This window comes from Nocardia fusca NBRC 14340 (genome assembly GCF_001618425.1).
In the GTDB taxonomy this organism is placed as follows: domain Bacteria; phylum Actinomycetota; class Actinomycetes; order Mycobacteriales; family Mycobacteriaceae; genus Nocardia; species Nocardia fusca.
Genome location: NZ_BDCU01000027.1, coordinates 225496 through 243512, shown reverse-complemented (window position 1 = coordinate 243512; position 18017 = coordinate 225496). Strand labels below are relative to the sequence as shown.

Here is an 18017-nt window from a genome sequence, read left to right as displayed (position 1 = left end):
TCAGCCCACCGTGGTGGTGCGGATGGCCGACGCCGGCGATGTGTACATCTCCTGGCGTTGGATCGGAGACGCCGCCGCACCCGGTGTGGTGGCGCTACCCGGCGCCGATATCGACGCGGTGGTGCGGGAGCTGGCGGCCGCGCTCCCGGATCCGACTGGGCCCGGTGGTCTGGAACGCACCCTGACCACCGCCGCCTTCGCCGCGCCCGATACCGAATACCTGCTTGCCCGCGACCTTTCCCGTGCGCTGCTGCCCTATGACCTGGCCGGACAGCTGCATACGCTCTACCGGCAGGGGATCCGGCCGCTCATCCGGCTGCAGCCCTCGCCCCGGGTCGCCCAGGTGCCGTGGGAGATCCTGGCCCCGGCGCCGGACCTGCGGTTGATCGATATCGCCGATATCGGGTTGCTCGCACCCGCCGGTGTCGTGCACGGGCCCGCGCGTATCGCGCGCTGCTGGGCCGAAACCCGGGAACTGCCCGTGGTCGCCGTTCTCGACCCGCGGATACCCGGCTTCCGGGCCGATTCCGAACTCGGTTCGGTCCTCGGCCGGATGACCCATCCGACACCGCTGACCCGGCGCCTCGCCGGCCATATCGATTCCGGCCGCCTCCGCCCGGCGGTCACCACGCCCGCCGAGATCTTCCGCCGTACCGATCTCGACCGCGACTGGCTCTCCCGCACCCTGCGCGCCGGGGCCGCCCGTCTGCTCTACGTCGGCCACGTCACCGCGGCGCCGCCGGAATCCGGTCAGAGCGAGAACACCGAACTCCATCTGGCCTGCACCGCCGAGACGGCCGGTTTCGCCGAACCGCAGCGCACGCATCGCCCGCTCTCGGCCAAGGATCTGCTGCTCGGCACCCATACGCTGGCCGCCGACCCCGTACCGGGCCAGGAGTTGTGGCCGGTGCCGAGCCGGGTCGCGCTCATCGCCTGTGAAAGCGGCGGCGATCTGCGGTTCACCGAGGCGCTGGGCCTCGTCGCGGCCATGATCACCGGTGGCGCGGAACTCGTCACCGCCACTCGCTGGCCGCTACCCACCGACCTGGCCTTCCAGCGCTGGGGTGCGGCGGCGGACGCGACTCCGCTGCAGGAGGTCGTGCGCGCGGTCGATACGGCCCACGAGGCGGCCGATCCGGTGGCGGAACTGGCCGAATGGCAACGCGACCGGTTGCGCGCCTGGCGCGCGACCGGCGCTGTCGAGGACTCTCCGGTGCTGTGGTCGGCATTCGCCACCTTCGCGACCTGACGCCCGTGAACAGGGCGTGTCGCAATCGAGTAATCGCCGGCCCGCCGCACTGTCCGGAGCAGTACATCTCGGCCGTATTCCGCCACTACAGAGCGGTTTCGCCGCCGCGCCCGACGGGCGGGCCGCCGGAAGGCGGATCGTTGGTGCCTTTCACATTGCGGCGCAGGAGAATTTGTTCGGGTATACGATCGCAACGGGTATGGATTCCGCCATTTCAGGTGAGCGGATACATCCCGACGCAGGGGTCCGATGTGCTGTGGCGGCCGTGATCGGACCACCGGTGGCGCGGCTTCCCGCCGTGCCGCCGGTGTCCCCGAAGGGTCCGGGGCCTCCTGCGCCGCCACGCTCTCCGGCCCCGCGTCGAGCCCGAATCGAAACGATTCAGGGTTGCAATACGTATTTCCCGCGCACCCCGCCCCGGGCGAGTTCCCGGTGGGCGTCGGCGGCCCGGTCGAGCGGTAGGACCGCGTGCACGCGGGCCGGAAGACGGCCGCTCGCGGTATCGGCGAGGAGCCCGGCGAGGCGTTCTCCGTCGGGCTGTACCGCGACGGCACGGACGGTGATACCGCGTTCGGCCGGCGGTTCGGCGCCGGGCCGCACTCCGACGAACAGCCCGCCGTCGCGGACCAGCGGCAAACCCGCCTCCTGCAGCGTGGCGGCATCGGCCACCGCGTCCCAGCCCGGTGTGGCGGCGGCGGTGAAACCGGCGCCGAGACCGCGCACGAACTCCTCGTCGGTGGCGCGGGCCAGCCCGGTGACCCGCCAGCCGCGCTCTTGCGCGAACCGGATCACATAGCCGCCGACCGCCCCCGCGGCGCCGGTGACCAGCAGGTCACGACCGTCACCGGCGCCGAGCAGATCCACCAGCTGGGCCGCGGTGAGACTGTTGAGCGGGACGGTCGCCGCGGTGGCCAGATCGAGTTCGTCGGGCACCCGGGCGATATCGCTCACCGGGACGATCACCTGCTCGGCATAGGTGCCGAAATCGCGATCGAATCCACCGATCAGGCCCGCGACGCGGGTGCCGACCGGCAGTTCGACGCCGGGCCCGGCCGCGGTGACAGTGCCGGCGAAATCCGTGCCGATCCCGGTGTACTCCGACCGGGTGATCATGCCGAGGGCATGGAAAACACCCGCGGTCAGCGCGAGGTCGACGGGGTTGACGGTGGCGCCGGCTATCGCGACCCGTACCTGTCCCGCGCCGGGCTGGGTCACGGGTACGTCGATGATCTCGATTGAATCGGGTCCGCCCGGGGTGCGGACGATCGCACTGCGGAAAGTACTGGCCACGGTGACCTCCTGTGGTGATTTCTGTGCCATGCCTCCACAATGGAGCGGTAACTCTCCATCGGGAAGTAGGCACCTGAAAGTGCGTATCCCACCGCCGGGTAGGAAGGAGTGGGTCATGGCGACGACGACGGCCGCCCAGCAGCGGGCGCTGCGCAAGGTGGACTACGACGCGTTCTTCGCGGGCTGTCCCAGTCGGCAGCTGCTGGAACGGATCTCCGGGAAGTGGGTGGCGCTGGTGCTGTCCGCCCTGGGCAGCGGCGGTCCGCATCCGGGCGTGGAGTGCGGCGGCGAGCCGCAGCCGCTGCGCTACTCGGAGCTGGCCCGCCGGCTGGCCGGGGTCAGTCAGAAGATGCTCACTCAGACGCTGCGCACCCTGGAACGTGACGGCCTGGTCACCCGCACGGTCACGCCGACCGTACCGGTCACCGTCACCTACGAACTGACCGAACTCGGGCTCTCGCTGCACGAGATCATGCGCGGTATCAAGATGTGGGCGGAGACCCATATGGACGAGGTGCAGGCCAATCGCGAAGAGTTCGATCTCGGCTCGTCGGTGCGCGAAGCCGTCGGCGCGAACGATCCGGCCTAGCCCGACCAGGCCGCCGACCAGGGCCGCTTTCCACGTCGAGACCGATGCCGATGTCCACGCCGACCACTGGGAGATCCACCCCGGATCGGAGGAGGCTGTGTGCTGTCTGTCCGGTGCGCTGCGGCTCTACCTGCGTCCGGACCACCCCGGTGACGCCGAGACCGAAGTGCGCCTGAGTGCGGGCACGGCGTTCGTCGTACCACGTAACCGCTGGCATCGGCTCGAACTCGACCGGCCGTCCGACATCATGTCGATCGGGTTGCGGGACGGGACGCGTATCGAGCCGGTCGCCGGACCCTGACGGCCGGTCGTCGCCCGGCCGGAGCGGGTCAGCGGCGGGACGGAAACGGAATACGGTCCAGATCCGCGGCGACCACGATCTCGCCCCCGAACTCCCGCCGCGCCTCGGCCAGATGCTGGTCGAGACCGGGATAGCGCTGCGAGAAATGGGTCAGGACCAGGGTCCGCGCACCGGCCTCGGCGGCGATCCGGGCGGCCTGCCCGGCGGTGAGGTGACCGTGTTCGGCGGCCAACCGGGCATCGGCCTCGACGAAGGTCGCTTCGATCACCAGCATGTCCACTCCCGCAGCGAGTTCCCGCGCGCCGGGGCAGAGGCGGGTGTCCATGACGAACGCGAAACTCTGGCCGCGCCGCAGCGTACTCACCTCGTCGAGGGTCACGGTACGGCCCTGCCAGTCGATTTCGCCCTCGCGTTGCAGACGGCCCACCAGCGGGCCGTGCAGGCCGAGCTCGGCCAGTGCCTCCGGCCGGATGGTGCGGTAATCGGGTTCGGTGAGCCGGTAACCGAACGCCTCCACCGGATGGTCGAGCCGGCCGGCGGCGATCTCGAAGGGGGCGCCGGGAGCAGGTAGTGCGCCCGGTCCGGTGATCGGCCACTGCCGGAGTTCGACCGTCCGGTGGTAGGCGGTCGCGTCGCAGAGGTTGTCGAAGAATCGCCGGCCCGAGGCCGGGAAATAGGTGTCGATCGGGTGCGGGACCCGGTCCAGATTGATCCGCTGCACCACCCCGGCCAGACCCAGACTGTGGTCACCGTGGAAGTGGGTGATCGCTATCCGGGTCAGATCGGTCGCGGAGATGCCGGCGCGGATCATCTGCCGCTGGGTACCCTCGCCGGGATCGAACAGTACGACCTCACCACCCCAGCGCAGTGCGTATCCGTTGTGATTGCGCTGGGCCGTCGGCACCTGGCTGGCGGTGCCCAGTACGACCAGTTCCCGCTGTGACATCTATCCGCACCACGGCGGCGCGGCCGCCCCTGTCGCCGCCGCGCATCCACCGGCGCCTCGTTCCTCGGGCATGGCCAGACGATATCTGTCACCGAGGTGACGCGTACTACGCGGGCGCATGTGCGACCACGACCGAGGCGCGGTGGCGCTTCGGGCGTGGTATCCGTCCGGTCAGCCGAACGATTCGTTGGGCACGATCTCGGTCCCGGTGAGCAGCAACCCGATCACCACGCCCACCACGAGACATATCGCGGCCGCGATGGCCGCCCATTTGCCCAGCGGCTCGCCGCGGATATGCCCGATGACTCCGAGCACGATGCCGGCGGCGCCGAACACGATCGGGCAGAACAGCAGCGAGACCGCGGCGCAGACGAAACCGATGATGGACAGTACCTGTGGTCCCGAGCGTTCCGGCTGCCGGTCGGCGCCATAGGGCTGGTACTGCTGTTGTCCGGGGTAGGCGGGATAACCACCGGCACCGGGCGTTCCGCCCGACCGGCCGCTCTGCTGTCCGCCCGGCGCGCCGCCGGTCCAGCCGGGCGCACCACCCCAGCCCGCCTGTTCCTGCGGACCCCAGCCGGTCTGTTCCTGCGGACCCCAGCCGGTCTGTTGCTCCGCGCCCCACCCGGTCTGTTCCGGGCCGCCCCAGCCGCCCGGACCGCCGTATCCGCCACCCGGTTGTCCGCCGTACCCGCCCTGCGGCGGATACTGCCCACCGCCCTGAGGCGGATAGGGCGACCCGCCCGGCGGCTGCCCGGAACCCGGATACCCGCCGGGTGACTGCTGCTGCCAGGCCTGCCCGGGAGACTGTTCCTCGGGGCGGGCCGACCACGCCTGTGGGGGCACTTCACCGCCGGGCGGCCGCTGCTCCGGGGTGCCGGCGTGCTCATGGGCTCCGGCACCTTCGCCGGACCCCGGCGCGGGCTGTTCCGGCCCGGACGCGGGCCGGGGCCCCCGGCCGAGCAGTTTCGGCAGGTACTCGGTGGGCGGGTCGTCGGACCGTGCCGCCTGCGCACCGTACGGCTCGCCGGCCTCCGGCGGCTGCGGGGTGCCCGACGCCGTGTCACCCGCCGGGGGTTCCGCAGCGTTATCCGGGGTCTGCGTGTCGTCGGGAGGTTGCGGGGCGCCGGGGGTGACGTACGGCTCGTCCGGTGTTTCCCGTGGGCGGTCCGCCGCAGGCCCGCCGGTGGCGCCGGAATCGGGTCCCGGCCGGTCTGTGCTCCTGTCCTCCGGCCTGTCGCCGGAGTCGCGCGGGTCCTGCGGTGTGCTCATCACGTCTCCTCGTTCGTATCGTCGAGGGCTCGTTGGCCGGTACCGCGGTGCGGGCGCAGCGTCAGCTGCCGGGGCGTCCCCTATTCGGGTTCTTCCTCGATATGGATGGCGGCGGCCTCGGCGGGCCGGTTGTCGTCGGCGGCGCGGTCGCGCCGGTCCGGTTCCTGCCGCAGCTCCTCGGCTATGCCGAGACGGCCGTCGTCGTCGCCCTCCCGGTTACGAATGCGCAGGTCAGCGGGCGGGTCCTCGATATAGCGTTCGTAGGCGCGGACCTCGTCCTCCTGGTCGTCGTCGCCCATATCGGGCTCTCGTGGTTCGCGATCCATACCAACCAGTATGCGCCGCCGCGGGGCCGCTCGGCGGGATCGTGACCAGCGGTGTCGGCTCCGCCCCGAACGCCGAACGGCCCCGGACCGATGGGTCCGGGGCCGTTCGGAAAAGGATCAGGCGTTGCCGTTGAACAGTCCGGTCACCGAACCGTTCTCGAAGACCTCACGGATGGTGCGGGCCAGCAGCGGTGCGATGGACAGCACGGTGAGCTGCGGGAACTTCTTGTCCTCGGTGATCGGCAGGGTGTTGGTCACCACGACCTCCCGGGCTCCACAGGACGCGAGCCGCTCGGCGGCCGGGGCGCTCAGCACACCGTGCGTCGCGGCGATGACCACATCGCCGGCACCGGCCTCGCGCAGCACGTTCACCGCGCCGGCGATGGTGCCGCCGGTGTCGATCATATCGTCGATGAGGATGCAGGTGCGGCCCTCGACGGAGCCGACCACCCGGTTGGACTTCACCTGGTTCGGGACCAGCGGATCACGAGTCTTGTGGATGAACGCCAGCGGCGCGCCGTCCAGCGAATCCGCCCACTTCTCCGCCACCCGGACGCGGCCGGAATCGGGGGAGACCACGGTGATGTTGTCGAGGCTGTAGTTGTTGCGCACGTACTCGGCGAGCTGCAGCTGGGCGTGCATATGGTCGACCGGGCCGTCGAAGAAGCCCTGGATCTGGTCGGTGTGCAGGTCGACGGTGACGATTCGGTCGGCGCCCGCGGTCTTGAGCAGATCGGCGACCAGGCGGGCCGAGATGGGCTCGCGGCCGCGGTGCTTCTTGTCCTGGCGGGCGTAGGGGTAGAACGGCAGGATGGCGGTGATCCGCTTGGCCGAACCGCGCTTGAGCGCGTCGATCATGATCAGCTGTTCCATCAGCCACTGGTTCAGCGGCGCCGGAAAGCTCTGCAGGACGAAAGCGTCCGAGCCGCGGACCGACTCCTCGAACCGGACGAAGATCTCCCCGTTCGCGAAATCACGCGCGGTCTGCGGGGTGACGTGAACGTCGAGTTCCTTGGCGACCTGCTCGGCTAGTTCGGGGTGCGACCGCCCGGCGAAGAGCATCAGGTTCTTCTGGTTGTCGATCCATGACGCGGTCACTGCTGGTTGCCATCCTTAAGCTTTGTTGCCCGACCTGGTGTCTCTTCGGCCGCGAGAGCTTTCGCCGCCGCCTCTGCTGCAGCGGTTCCCGGTCGTTTCCGCTGCACCCAGTTCTCGATATTGCGCTGCGCCCCGCCGGACACTGCCAACGCGCCCGGTGGAACGTCTTCCCGCAGTACAGTACCTGCCCCGGTATAGGCGCCGTCACCCACGGTCACCGGGGCGATGAACATCGTATCGCTGCCGGTACGCACGTGTGAGCCCACGACAGTGCGATGCTTGCGCACCCCGTCGTAGTTCACGAACACACTGGATGCTCCGATGTTGCTGTGCTCGCCGATGGTGGCGTCGCCGATATAGGTCAGGTGCGGGACCTTGGTGTGTCGGCCGATCTCGACGTTCTTCGTCTCCACGAAGGCGCCGATCTTGCCGGACTCGCCCAGCACCGTGCCCGGCCGCAGATAGCTGAACGGTCCGACCGTCGCCCCCGCGGCGATCGTCGCGGCTTCGCCGTGGGTGCGGATCACCCGGGCGCGGTCGCCGACCAGCGTATTGGTGAGGGAGGAGTCCGGGCCGATCTCGGCGTCCTCGCCGATCACCGTGGTACCCAGCAGCTGCACCCCTGGGCGCACCACGGTGTCGCGGCCGATCCGGACATCGGTATCGATCCAGGTGGTGGCCGGATCCATGATGGTCACGCCGGCGCGCATATGGCGTTCCAGAATGTAGCGGTTGAGCGTATGGGCCGCGGCGGCCAGTTGCACGCGGTCGTTCACGCCGGTGACCTTGGCCGAATCGACCAGGCGGGCGCCCTGCACGGGGTAGCCCGCCTCGCGGGCGAGTTTCAGGACATCGGTCAGATACAGCTCGTGCTGGGCGTTGGCGGTGGACAGCCGGCCCAGCATGGTGCGCAACACCCCGGCGTCGAAGGCGTACACGCCGGAATTGACCTCGCGGATCGCGGCCTGCTCCGGGGTCGCGTCGGCGTGCTCGACGATCTCGGCGACCTCACCGTCGGCGTCACGCACGATACGGCCGTAGCCGTTGGGGTCCTCGGGTACAAAGGTGAGGACCGTGACGGCGGGGCGCTCGGCATAGCTGCGATGCTCGTCGAGGAGGGCGGCGAGGGTGTGCCCGTCCAGCAGCGGGACATCCCCGGACGTGACGATGACATCGCCGGAGAAATCGGCGGGCAGTCCGGAGAGCCCCACCTGAACGGCGTGCCCGGTGCCCAGTTGCTGTTCCTGCACCACCGGCACTATTTCCCGATCGAGTTCGGTGGCCACCGCGGCCGCGGCCGCCCCCACCTGCTCCCGGTCGTGCCCCACCACCGTCACCAGATGGCGCGGCTCGATGGCATGGGCCGCGTACAGCGCATGCGCCAGCATGCTGCGCCCGGCGAGCGGGTGCAGCACCTTGGGCGTCTTCGACCGCATTCTCGTACCGGCACCTGCGGCTAGCACGATGACGGCGGTCTGCTCCTGCATGAATCTCCCTCGGGCCGACGATGGTCATCGTGCACGCGAGCTGCTCCGCCGCCAGGACTCGAACCTGAACTATCTGAACCAAAATCAGAGGTGCTGCCATTACACTACGGCGGACTGTCACACCGGCAGGTACCCGAAACCCGCCGCTGTGCCCCGGCACGGGAACGATACTCGCATGCCACCCCGGGATACGTCGAACCGTGGTGGTGGCGACACGCCAGCGGTCCCGTCCCGCCCGGGTGTCTCCGGCCGCCACGGGTCTGGGACAGTTGATCTCGATGGTTCTGGTCGTAGGTCCGGTTTCGGCACCCACGGCCCCGATAACCAGGGAGGCGGGAACGTGGCGTCGGGAGAACCGAGAAGAACCGAGGAGTGGCGGGCCGCCGGTGACGCCGGCGAGGCCACCGAGCAGGTTCCGGTGGGTCGACAGCGGATGACGGGTACCCAGCGGCGCCAGCAGTTGATCGAGATCGGTCGCGCCCTGTTCGCCGAACGCGGCTACGACGCCACATCCATCGAGGAGATCGCGCAACGCGCCCTGGTGTCCAAACCGGTCGTCTACGAGCATTTCGGCGGTAAAGAGGGGCTCTACGCGGTCGTGGTCGACCGGGAGATGTCGATGTTGCTGGACATGATCACCTCCTCGCTCACCAACAACAGATCGCGGGTGCGGCTCGAACAGGTGGCGCTGGCCCTGCTCACCTATATCGAGCAACGCACCGACGGGTTCCGCATCCTGGTCCGTGATCAGCCGGTGTCCTCCACCGACGGCCGCTACTCGAGTCTGCTCAACGAGGCGGTCAATCAGGTGGCGCATCTGCTCGGCGGTGATTTCGAACGCCGCGGTTTCGATATCAGCCTGGCCGGCCTGTACGCACAGGCATTGGTCGGGATGGTGGCCACCACCGCCACCTGGTGGCTGGATGTGCGCAGCCCGTCCAAAGAAGTCGTCGCGGCCCATCTGGTCAATTTGTGCTGGAACGGTCTGAGTCATCTGGAGGCCGACCCCCAGCTCAGCTCGGAATGGCCCGCCCTGCCCGGGCAGCCTCCGGCGAACTTCCCGGGCGGGCAGGGCAGTTCGGGCAACCGCCGATGAACTACCGGCGAACTCGGGCGGGCCGATGAATCGACAGACGTAGCGAACACGGATGGTACGGTTCACCCATCCTTTGGGTGCTGTTCGAGCGGTAAGTCGGTCTACTTCGACAATGTCGGTCTACTTCAGGATGGCTGGTTATTGGGATGACAGGCGGAGCTGATGGCTAGGCAAGCGCGCGCGGAGATCACTCGCGATTCCGTTCTCGCGGGCGCTGCCGATGTCTTTCTGCGCTTGGGTTACGCCAATGCGAGCCTCAGCGAGATCATCGCGCAGTCCAACGTGACCAAGGGTGCCTTGTACTTTCACTTCGGGTCCAAAGAGGAACTGGCCCGCGCTGTGGTCGACCAGGGCAACGAACGCCTCATCGCGTCCTGCAAGGGATTCTTCGACTCCCGGGTCCCCGCCCTCGAGGCCGCCATCGGCATCACCTATGTGGTGGCCGATCTGTCGATGAACGACCCGATGGTCGGCGCCATGCTCAAACTGACCCATCAGATCGGCGACTACCGCGGCGCCAACGGCGACAATATCGCCAAGACCTGGGGCGAGACCTACCGCCTTCTCTCCGAGCGGGCGATCACCCAGGGCGACCTGCTCCCCGACCTCGACCCGGAGACCGTCGGCCTGCTGCTGTACGGGCTCACCACCGGAATCCACATCGTGGCGGTCGGCACGGAATCGGTCGATCAGATGGCATCGCGCATGGAACGGGCCTGGTACTTCCTGCTGCCCTCCATCGTCCCCGACGACAAGGTGTCGTACTTCCGCGAGTTCGCCGCTCGCCGCCTCCGCCGCTACGTGCCGTAATTCGCATTGCTGATCGCCTGACCTCGGCAGACCGGCCGAGCCTCTGCCCGGACCGCTGGTAATTCGCTGGACGCGCGTCGATACACTCGGCTGGCCCGGTGGAATTCTTTCGTTCGGCGTTCAGGAGAGAACATGTCTGCCCCACGTCCACCACTGGCGGGATTGGCCGCCGCGGCCGGTGCCGATACCGCGTTGCGGACAGTTTCCGGGATGCTCGGGCGATCGCCGGTGGAGCTGGTGGCGCCGGCGGCGGCGCGGTCGTTCGTCGCGGCGACCATGGCTGTCGAGCAGCCGGTGGTGGTGGTGACCGCGACCGGCCGGGAGGCCGATGATCTGACGCTGGAACTGGGCGAGATGCTGGGGTCGGCGGTCGCGCAGTTCCCCTCCTGGGAGACCCTGCCGCACGAGCGGTTGTCGCCGGGTGCCGATACGGTCGGGCGCCGGCTCGAGGTGTTGCGGCGGCTGGCGCATCCGGAAGACCCGGTGTTCCCGGAACCGTTGCGGGTCGTGGTGACCACGGTGCGGTCGCTGATGCAGCCGATGGCGAGCGGCCTGGGCGATATCGAACCGATCGTGCTGCGGATCGGCGGGGAAGCCGATTTCGACGAATTGGTCGCGCAGCTGGTCGAATTCGCGTATACGCGGGTGGATATGGTCGGCAAGCGCGGCGAGTTCGCGGTGCGCGGCGGCATTCTGGATCTGTTCCCGCCGACCGCGGATCATCCGGTCCGGGTGGAGTTCTGGGGCGACGAGATCACCGAGTTACGGCCGTTCTCGGTGGCCGATCAGCGTTCGCTCGGGGAGACCTCGCTGCAGGCCGTGGTCGCGCCGCCCTGCCGGGAACTGTTGCTCACCGCGGCGGTGCGTGAGCGGGCCGCGGCGGTGGCGGCGGCGAATCCGGCGGATGCCGCGCTGGTGGAGATGCTGGCGAAGCTGGCCGAGGGTATTCCGGTCGAGGGTATGGAGGCGCTGCTGCCGGTGCTGCAGCCCGGTGAGCTGCGCCTGCTGACCGAGCAGTTGCCCGATCGCACCCATCTGCTGGTATGTGATCCGGAGAAGGTGCGCACCCGGGCGGCCGATCTCATGCGCACCGGTGAGGAGTTCCTGGAGGCTTCGTGGACCGCGGCTTCCTTCGGGGGTGATGCGCCGCTGGGCGCGCGCGGGCTGGATCTGGCGGCGTCGGCCTATCGCCCGCTCTCCGAGATCCAGGCGAGTGCCGCGGCGCGGGAACTGCCCTGGTGGACGTTGAGCCCGCTGGCGTCCGGGAATCCCGCGGAGGTGGAGTTGCCGGTGCAGTCCGGCCCCACCGCGCGCGGGTCCGACGAACTGGTGGCGACGATTTTCGCGTCGCTGCGCGCCCATGTGACCACCGGTGGTCGCGCGGTGGTGGTGCTGGCCGGGCACGGTACCGCCCAGCGCACGTTGGAGCGCCTCGGCGAGGCCGAGGTTCCGGCCGCGCAGTTGGAGGCCGGTGCGGAGCCGGCGCCCGGGGTGGTCGGGGTGCTGTGCGGGTCGCTGCACGACGGGGTGATCTTCGGGGACGCGGGCCTGGTGGTGGTCGCGGAATCCGATCTCACCGGTAACCGGGTCACCGCGCCGGGCGACGGGAAGCGGCTGCCCGCCAAACGCCGCAACCAGGTGGACCCGCTGGCATTGAACGCCGGGGACATGGTGGTGCACGACCAGCACGGGATCGGCCGGTTCGTGGAGATGATCGAGCGCACGGTCGGCGGCGCGCGGCGCGAATACCTGGTGATCGAATACGCGCCCGGGAAACGCGGTCAGCCCGGCGACCGGTTGTACGTGCCGATGGAATCGCTGGACCAGCTGTCCCGGTATGTGGGCGGGGAAATGCCCAGCCTGTCCAAACTGGGCGGCGCGGACTGGGCGAACACCAAGCGCAGGGCGCGTAAAGCGGTCCGGGAGATCGCCGGCGAACTGGTACAGCTCTATGCCGCCCGGCAGGCGGCGCCCGGCCACGCCTTCGGCCCGGACACCCCGTGGCAGCGGGAGATGGAGGACGCGTTCGCGTTCACCGAGACCGTCGATCAGCTCACCGCCATCTCCGATGTGAAGGCGGATATGGAGAAGGCCGTGCCGATGGACCGGGTGGTCTGCGGCGACGTCGGCTACGGCAAGACCGAGATCGCGGTGCGCGCCGCGTTCAAGGCCGTGCAGGACGGGAAGCAGGTGGTGGTCCTGGTGCCGACGACCCTGCTGGCCCAACAGCATCTGCAGACCTTCACCCAACGTCTCGCCGGTTTCCCGGTGACCGTGAAGGGCCTGTCCCGGTTCACCGATCCGGCGGAATCGCGGGAGGTGCTCGCCGGAATGGCCGAGGGCGAGGTCGATATCGTGGTCGGCACGCACCGGCTGCTGCAGACCGGTGTGCGCTGGAAGAATCTCGGCCTGGTGATCGTGGACGAGGAACAGCGTTTCGGGGTGGAGCACAAAGAGCACATCAAGGCGCTGCGCACCCATGTGGACGTGCTGACCATGTCCGCGACGCCGATCCCGCGCACACTGGAGATGAGCCTGGCCGGTATCCGTGAGATGTCGACCATCCTGACGCCGCCCGAGGAACGGCATCCCGTGCTCACCTATGTCGGCGGCTACAACGACAAACAGGTCACCGCCGCGATCCGGCGTGAGCTGCTGCGCGACGGCCAGGTGTTCTATGTCCACAACCGGGTGTCCTCGATCGACAAGGCGGCCAAGCGGATCCGGGATCTGGTTCCGGAGGCCCGGGTCGTGGTGGCGCACGGGCAGATGAACGAGGACACCCTGGAACGCACCGTGCAGGGTTTCTGGCAGCGCGAATTCGACGTCCTGGTGTGCACCACGATCATCGAGACCGGCCTGGACATCTCCAATGCCAATACGCTGATCGTGGAACGGGCCGACGCTCTCGGACTCTCGCAGTTGCACCAGCTGCGCGGCCGGGTCGGGCGCAGCCGCGAACGCGGGTACGCCTACTTCCTGTATCCGGCGGAGAAACCGCTCACCGAAACCGCCTACGACCGGCTCGCCACCATCGCGCAGAACTCCGATCTCGGCGCGGGGATGGCGGTGGCGATGAAGGACCTCGAGATCCGCGGCGCCGGTAATGTGCTGGGTGCCGAGCAGTCCGGCCATGTGGCGGGCGTGGGGTTCGACCTCTATGTGCGCCTCGTCGGCGAGGCGGTGGAGGCCTACCGCGCGGCGGCGGACGGCAAACCGATCACCGCCGAGGAGACCAAGGAGGTCCGGATCGACCTCCCGGTGGACGCGCACATCCCGCCTGATTACATCGCCAGCGACCGGCTCCGGCTGGAGGCCTACCGCAAACTCGCCGCCGCCCACGACGATCCGGCGCTGGCCGCGGTGGTCGAGGAACTCACCGACCGCTACGGCCCGCTGCCGGTGGAGGTCGGCCGGCTCGTCTCGGTGGCCAAACTGCGGCTGCTGGCGCGAGAGTACGGGGTCACCGAGATCGCGGTCACCGGTACCACGGTGAAGGTGTCGCCGCTGTCGCTGCCCGATTCGAAGCAGATGCGGCTCAAACGGATCTACCCGAGCGCGAACTACCGCGCGGCCAGTTCGGTGGTGCAGCTACCGCTGCCGCGGGTGCAGGACAGCGTCGGCGCCGACCGGCTGCGTGATGTCGCGCTGCTGCAGTATCTCGCCGATCTGCTGCTCGCCCTCGACGGCAAGGCCGCCGGCGCGGTCGATCTCACGGTCGCGACCGAGGTGAGTCCGGCGCGATGAGCGAGGCGTGTGCCGACCGGCCCGAGCCGGGTGTGCTCGAATCGGAAACCGCCGCCGTGGCCGCCGGATTGGCCGAAGCGGTCGAGGTGATGGACCGGCTGTGGCGGTTCGGCGGCTGGGAGGTCACCCAGACCCACGATTCGCTGCGGCCGTATCTGCTGGAGGAGACCTACGAACTGCTCGACGCGATCCAGCAGGAGGACGCCGGGACGATCCGTGAGGAACTCGGAGATCTGCTGTTGCAGGTGCTGTTCCATTCGCGGATAGCCGAAGCGGCAGGCGAATTCACCATCGACGACGTGGCCGCCGCGCTGGTCGCCAAACTGGTGAACCGCAGCCCGCATCTGGTCGCGGGCCCCGACGAGTACGGTTTCGGTGCGGCGGTCACGGTCGAGGAGAAAGTGGCGGCGCAGGAGAAGGCCTGGGAGGAAAAGAAATCCGCGGAGAAGACGCGGCGTTCCTGCCTGGACGGTATCGCCATGGCGCAACCGGCGCTGGCGCTGGCGGAGAAGATCTGTTCCCGCAGCGTGCGGGCCGGTCTACCGGAGGAACTGATCCCGGACGATCTGCGTATCGTCCACCTGGGCGGTCCGGAGAGCGCCGAAGAGCGATTGCGCAAAGCCGCCCTCGCTTTCGCCGCCGCGATCCGCCGGGCCGAGGACACCGCCGAAGTCGCCCGGGGTGCCCGCCGCCCGCTCTCCGCAACCGACTGGCTCCAGTACTGGCCGGGCACCGCCCCATCGAGCCACTGACACAGGCGCGGCAGTGGGTGCCGACAAGCGGAGTCAGGGTTGCAGTCCGAGGATCAGCCGCACCGAGTCCTCCACACAACGCAACTCATTGGGCGCGAGCAGGCCCAGTTTTCGCCGCAACCGCGGCTTCGCCACCGTATGAAGATCGGCGCAATTCACGTACGACTCGTCGTACCGGGTCAACCCCGAATCACGTCCGACCGGAACATGGGTGGTTCGGGGACCCGAGGTGCCGGTGATCACCGCGACCGTCACAGCAGCCAACGGTTCGGCTATTCGGTTGACCGTGAGAACGACCACGGGATGCGCCCCCACCGGCTGAGGTAGAGCGCAGGCCCAGACCTCGCCCCGCAGTCGCGTGCCGACATTCACCACCGCATATCATCCGCGGCCGCGAGCTCGGAATCACTTGGTTCGGCGACACCGGCGGGTAGTGGCGCGGGCTGCTCCCCATAGAAAGCCCGGATCTCTTCGGCCGCCCCCACCTCCGCAGCCTCCTTGGCCAAGAGCTTCAGTCCTTCGCGCAAGGCATCTGAGGTCGAGGTGAGATCGAGAGTCCGCATGACCCGCTCGAGTGCCCGCACCTCGTCGTCACGTAACCGGACCTGCGCCAGACGACTGCGGCCGAAAGCCGCCGCGTCCCGCTCCGCCGGTGCGGCTTTCTTCGTGGTCCGCTTCCGGGAGGGCTTCGCCACGCGCTTACCTGCAGCTCTCTGCCCGCCTGCATCCTGTCTTACAGGTGTCATACAGCCAGTGTGGGGCAGTAAAACGCGCACGTCAAGACGGTGGTCGTCCTGCACGGTTGATGAACGCTATGGCGATCGGCGAGGCTGTCGGGTTCGGTCAGCCCAAATCGCGACCGTCGAGCACCTCGATCTCCGTCACAACCGCTTCGGCCGGATCGAGGCTAAGCAACACACCAGGGTCACCGCGCGTTCCAGTTGCACGATCCACGAGCCCGACGAACCGGACGGCGCCGTCAACAGGCCGTCGTGTCCAGGACCATACATTCGTGGCAACCGGCGACGGGTCCCTACGAATGTAGGTTGAACGACGAGCTCAGACGTTCACTCCGTAGTCGCGCGCGATACCGGCCAGACCCGAGGCGTAGCCCTGACCGATCGCCCGGAACTTCCATTCGCCCTGACGGCGATAGAGTTCGCCGAACACCATGGCGGTTTCGGAGGAGGCGTCCTCGGAGAGGTCGTAGCGGGCGAGTTCGGCGCCGGTGTTCAGATCGACCACCCGGATATAGGCGTTGCGGATCTGGCCGAAGGACTGGCCGCGCTGATCGGCATCGTGGATGGAGACCGGGAAAAAGATGTTGGTGATCGTCTCCGGCGTATTGGCCAGATCGACATTGATCACCTCGTCGTCGCCGTCGCCCTCACCGGTGACATTGTCACCGGTGTGCTCGATGCTGCCCTCCGGGGACCGGAGGTTGTTGTAGAAGATGAAATGCTGATCGGAGAGGACCTTCAGATTCGGTCCGGTGGCCAGGGCGCTGGCATCCAGGTCGTAGTCGGCGCCCACGGTGGTGCGCACATCCCAGCCGAGTCCGACGGCGATCTTGGTCAGATTGGGGGCCTGTTTGGACAGCGAGACATTGCCGCCTTTGGCCAGGTTGACGCTCATGTTCTCCTTCCCGTGGCGCCTGAGCGCCCGATGATCACGGCGGCGGGCGTGCGGAACCATCGGTGCCGTCGCGCCCGACGACGACCGCGCCGGGTCACCGATGGAAGGCGCCCGGACGCGAGGGATGTTGCGCCGCCGGAATCATCCGGCGATCGGATGTCACAAAGCGCCGCACCGAGCGAAGCGCCGGAAACACCCGAGGTGGTGAGCCGGGGCGGTCCGGCTCAGATTTTCTCTTCGTTCTCCGCCCAGGACTTCAGCGTCGCCACCCGGTGCTCCAGGGCGCGCAGTTCGCTGTCGTCGAGCACCGTGCGCTGGATCCCCTGTGCGACCGCGAAAGCCGACTGCCGGTGATCGTCGATCACATCCACATCGAGGCGGACCGCTACATAGTCGTCGGCGCCGGGCATCTCCTCGGCGATGACCTTGGCCGCGCCCCGGGCGCACAGCGCCACATTCCCGCCGCCCAGAATGAGCAGCGCCACCTGCGGCCGTTCGCGTAACCGGGCCAGTGAGCCGCGATCGAATTTGAGACTCAGCAGGATTCGCCGGTCGCCGGCGCGCACCGGCCACGACACCGGGATGGCGTGCGGCGCGGGATCGGTGGTGACCAGAACCGCGATCGTCTCCTGCGGCCATTCCGGCAGCGCATCCAGCTCGGGATGGTCGGTTGTGGGATTCTCCGCAGAACTGATTCCGGCTGCCATATCGTCCCCTCCTGGATCGACGTGGTGCGGCAGGGATGTGCCGTACCATGCACCAGTCTAGAGGTCGGCGCCGACACGCGCGGAGGAAGTACCGGCCCCCGACCTGCGCCGAAACACCTTGGTGTCGCCCGGAAACCGGGCGGCACGGGCAAGGAGACCCTCAGAACGGGAGGTGGAGAAGCCCCTTCGGGGATCTCGGAGGCGGCGGGCGGGGTGTCGTCGGGGCCCACGGGTTTCCGGGATGGGCGGGTCAGGCGGGGGTGAGGGTCGCGGACTCCAAGGGGAGGGTCCGGACCCATGCGCGACCCAGCACGGCGGCTTTGGTCTCACCGGACGCGTCGTGGCGGGCGTGCTCGCCGATCTGCACACCGCCGAACCCGGTGAGTTTCTCGGCGGCGATCTCCCCGCCCCGGTTGAAGGTGTGGTCGTAGACCGAATCGCCGAGCCCGAACACCGCGAAACGCAGCCCGGTCAGATCGGGGCGATGCGCGTCGAGGGCCTCGAAGAACGGTTCGGCCCCGGTGGGCAGATCGCCCTCGCCATAGGTGGAACACACGATGATGTGGAAGATCTCCCGGTCGAGTCCGGTGATATCGAACTCGCTCATATCGAAGACGGCGACCTCGTGTTCGGCCAGTTCCTCGGCAATACCCTCGGCCACCGTCTCCGCTGTGCCCATCTCCGAACCGAACAGGACGACGATACGCACCGC

18 protein-coding genes and 1 tRNA gene are annotated in these 18017 nt (G+C 68.6%); 7 read left to right on the top strand and 12 right to left on the bottom strand.

Annotated elements, in window-relative coordinates:
- Window positions 1-22: 22 nt before the first annotated feature.
- Window positions 23-1249 carry a hypothetical protein gene (locus NF4_RS16750; protein ID WP_063128332.1) on the top strand — a complete coding sequence of 409 codons (1227 nt, stop codon included), beginning with the start codon at window positions 23-25 and terminating at the stop codon, window positions 1247-1249.
- A gap of 381 nt (window positions 1250-1630) precedes the next feature.
- Here NF4_RS16750 and NF4_RS16745 read toward each other — a convergent pair whose 3' ends face one another.
- Complete coding sequence (locus NF4_RS16745) at window positions 1631-2539, bottom strand: NADP-dependent oxidoreductase (protein ID WP_084533185.1); 909 nt, start codon at window positions 2537-2539, stop codon at window positions 1631-1633.
- Between the two features lie 115 nt (window positions 2540-2654).
- Between NF4_RS16745 and NF4_RS16740 the strand changes: the two genes are divergently transcribed.
- On the top strand, window positions 2655-3128 hold the full coding sequence (locus tag NF4_RS16740; protein ID WP_063128245.1) for a winged helix-turn-helix transcriptional regulator: 474 nt from the start codon (window positions 2655-2657) through the stop codon (window positions 3126-3128).
- Entirely contained in the window at window positions 3043-3429 is a 387-nt protein-coding gene (locus NF4_RS40050) for a cupin domain-containing protein (protein ID WP_084533172.1), read from the top strand. Before NF4_RS16740 ends, NF4_RS40050 begins: the two co-directional genes overlap by 86 nt.
- 28 nt (window positions 3430-3457) lie before the next feature.
- Here NF4_RS40050 and NF4_RS16730 read toward each other — a convergent pair whose 3' ends face one another.
- The 6 genes from NF4_RS16730 to NF4_RS16705 form a co-directional block, all read right to left on the bottom strand.
- Window positions 3458-4375, bottom strand: coding sequence for a ribonuclease Z (locus NF4_RS16730; RefSeq protein ID WP_063128244.1), 918 nt, complete (start codon window positions 4373-4375; stop codon window positions 3458-3460).
- A 171-nt stretch (window positions 4376-4546) separates the two neighbouring features.
- Window positions 4547-5647: a hypothetical protein gene (locus NF4_RS16725; RefSeq protein WP_063128243.1), complete on the bottom strand. Its 1101-nt coding sequence runs from the start codon at window positions 5645-5647 to the stop codon at window positions 4547-4549.
- 80 nt (window positions 5648-5727) lie between these two features.
- Window positions 5728-5973, bottom strand: a complete 246-nt coding sequence (locus tag NF4_RS16720; protein ID WP_063128242.1) for a hypothetical protein — start codon at window positions 5971-5973, stop codon at window positions 5728-5730.
- Window positions 5974-6090: 117 nt separating this feature from the next.
- Window positions 6091-7071, bottom strand: coding sequence for a ribose-phosphate diphosphokinase (locus NF4_RS16715; protein WP_063128241.1), 981 nt, complete (start codon window positions 7069-7071; stop codon window positions 6091-6093).
- Window positions 7068-8558 carry a bifunctional UDP-N-acetylglucosamine diphosphorylase/glucosamine-1-phosphate N-acetyltransferase GlmU gene (gene glmU, locus NF4_RS16710; RefSeq protein WP_063128240.1) on the bottom strand — a complete coding sequence of 497 codons (1491 nt, stop codon included), beginning with the start codon at window positions 8556-8558 and terminating at the stop codon, window positions 7068-7070. The genes NF4_RS16715 and glmU overlap by 4 nt, the downstream gene beginning before the upstream one ends.
- A gap of 43 nt (window positions 8559-8601) precedes the next feature.
- Window positions 8602-8672 (bottom strand) — tRNA-Gln (locus tag NF4_RS16705).
- A gap of 319 nt (window positions 8673-8991) precedes the next feature.
- Between NF4_RS16705 and NF4_RS16700 the strand changes: the two genes are divergently transcribed.
- The 4 genes from NF4_RS16700 (at window position 8992) to NF4_RS16685 (ending at window position 14963) form a co-directional block, all read left to right on the top strand.
- Complete coding sequence (locus NF4_RS16700; protein WP_232330520.1) at window positions 8992-9654, top strand: TetR/AcrR family transcriptional regulator; 663 nt, start codon at window positions 8992-8994, stop codon at window positions 9652-9654.
- A gap of 162 nt (window positions 9655-9816) precedes the next feature.
- Window positions 9817-10464, top strand: coding sequence for a TetR family transcriptional regulator (locus NF4_RS16695; protein WP_063128239.1), 648 nt, complete (start codon window positions 9817-9819; stop codon window positions 10462-10464).
- A gap of 132 nt (window positions 10465-10596) precedes the next feature.
- Window positions 10597-14211, top strand: coding sequence for a transcription-repair coupling factor (gene mfd / locus NF4_RS16690; protein ID WP_063128238.1), 3615 nt, complete (start codon window positions 10597-10599; stop codon window positions 14209-14211).
- Window positions 14208-14963 carry a nucleoside triphosphate pyrophosphohydrolase gene (locus NF4_RS16685; protein WP_063128237.1) on the top strand — a complete coding sequence of 252 codons (756 nt, stop codon included), beginning with the start codon at window positions 14208-14210 and terminating at the stop codon, window positions 14961-14963. The genes mfd and NF4_RS16685 overlap by 4 nt, the downstream gene beginning before the upstream one ends.
- Before the next feature lie 33 nt (window positions 14964-14996).
- On the opposite strand, the gene NF4_RS16680 is transcribed toward NF4_RS16685, so the two are convergent.
- The 5 genes from NF4_RS16680 to NF4_RS16660 form a co-directional block, all read right to left on the bottom strand.
- Window positions 14997-15335 carry a type II toxin-antitoxin system PemK/MazF family toxin gene (locus NF4_RS16680; protein WP_198165349.1) on the bottom strand — a complete coding sequence of 113 codons (339 nt, stop codon included), beginning with the start codon at window positions 15333-15335 and terminating at the stop codon, window positions 14997-14999.
- A complete protein-coding gene (locus NF4_RS36550) occupies window positions 15332-15658 on the bottom strand; it encodes a hypothetical protein (protein WP_198165348.1) in 327 nt (108 codons plus the stop codon). The genes NF4_RS16680 and NF4_RS36550 overlap by 4 nt, the downstream gene beginning before the upstream one ends.
- Before the next feature lie 364 nt (window positions 15659-16022).
- Window positions 16023-16598 carry a TerD family protein gene (locus NF4_RS16670; protein ID WP_063128235.1) on the bottom strand — a complete coding sequence of 192 codons (576 nt, stop codon included), beginning with the start codon at window positions 16596-16598 and terminating at the stop codon, window positions 16023-16025.
- Between the two features lie 224 nt (window positions 16599-16822).
- Window positions 16823-17305: a hypothetical protein gene (locus NF4_RS16665; protein ID WP_063128234.1), complete on the bottom strand. Its 483-nt coding sequence runs from the start codon at window positions 17303-17305 to the stop codon at window positions 16823-16825.
- Between the two features lie 250 nt (window positions 17306-17555).
- Window positions 17556-18014: a flavodoxin domain-containing protein gene (locus NF4_RS16660; RefSeq protein WP_063128233.1), complete on the bottom strand. Its 459-nt coding sequence runs from the start codon at window positions 18012-18014 to the stop codon at window positions 17556-17558.
- Between the last annotated feature and the right edge of the window lie 3 nt (window positions 18015-18017).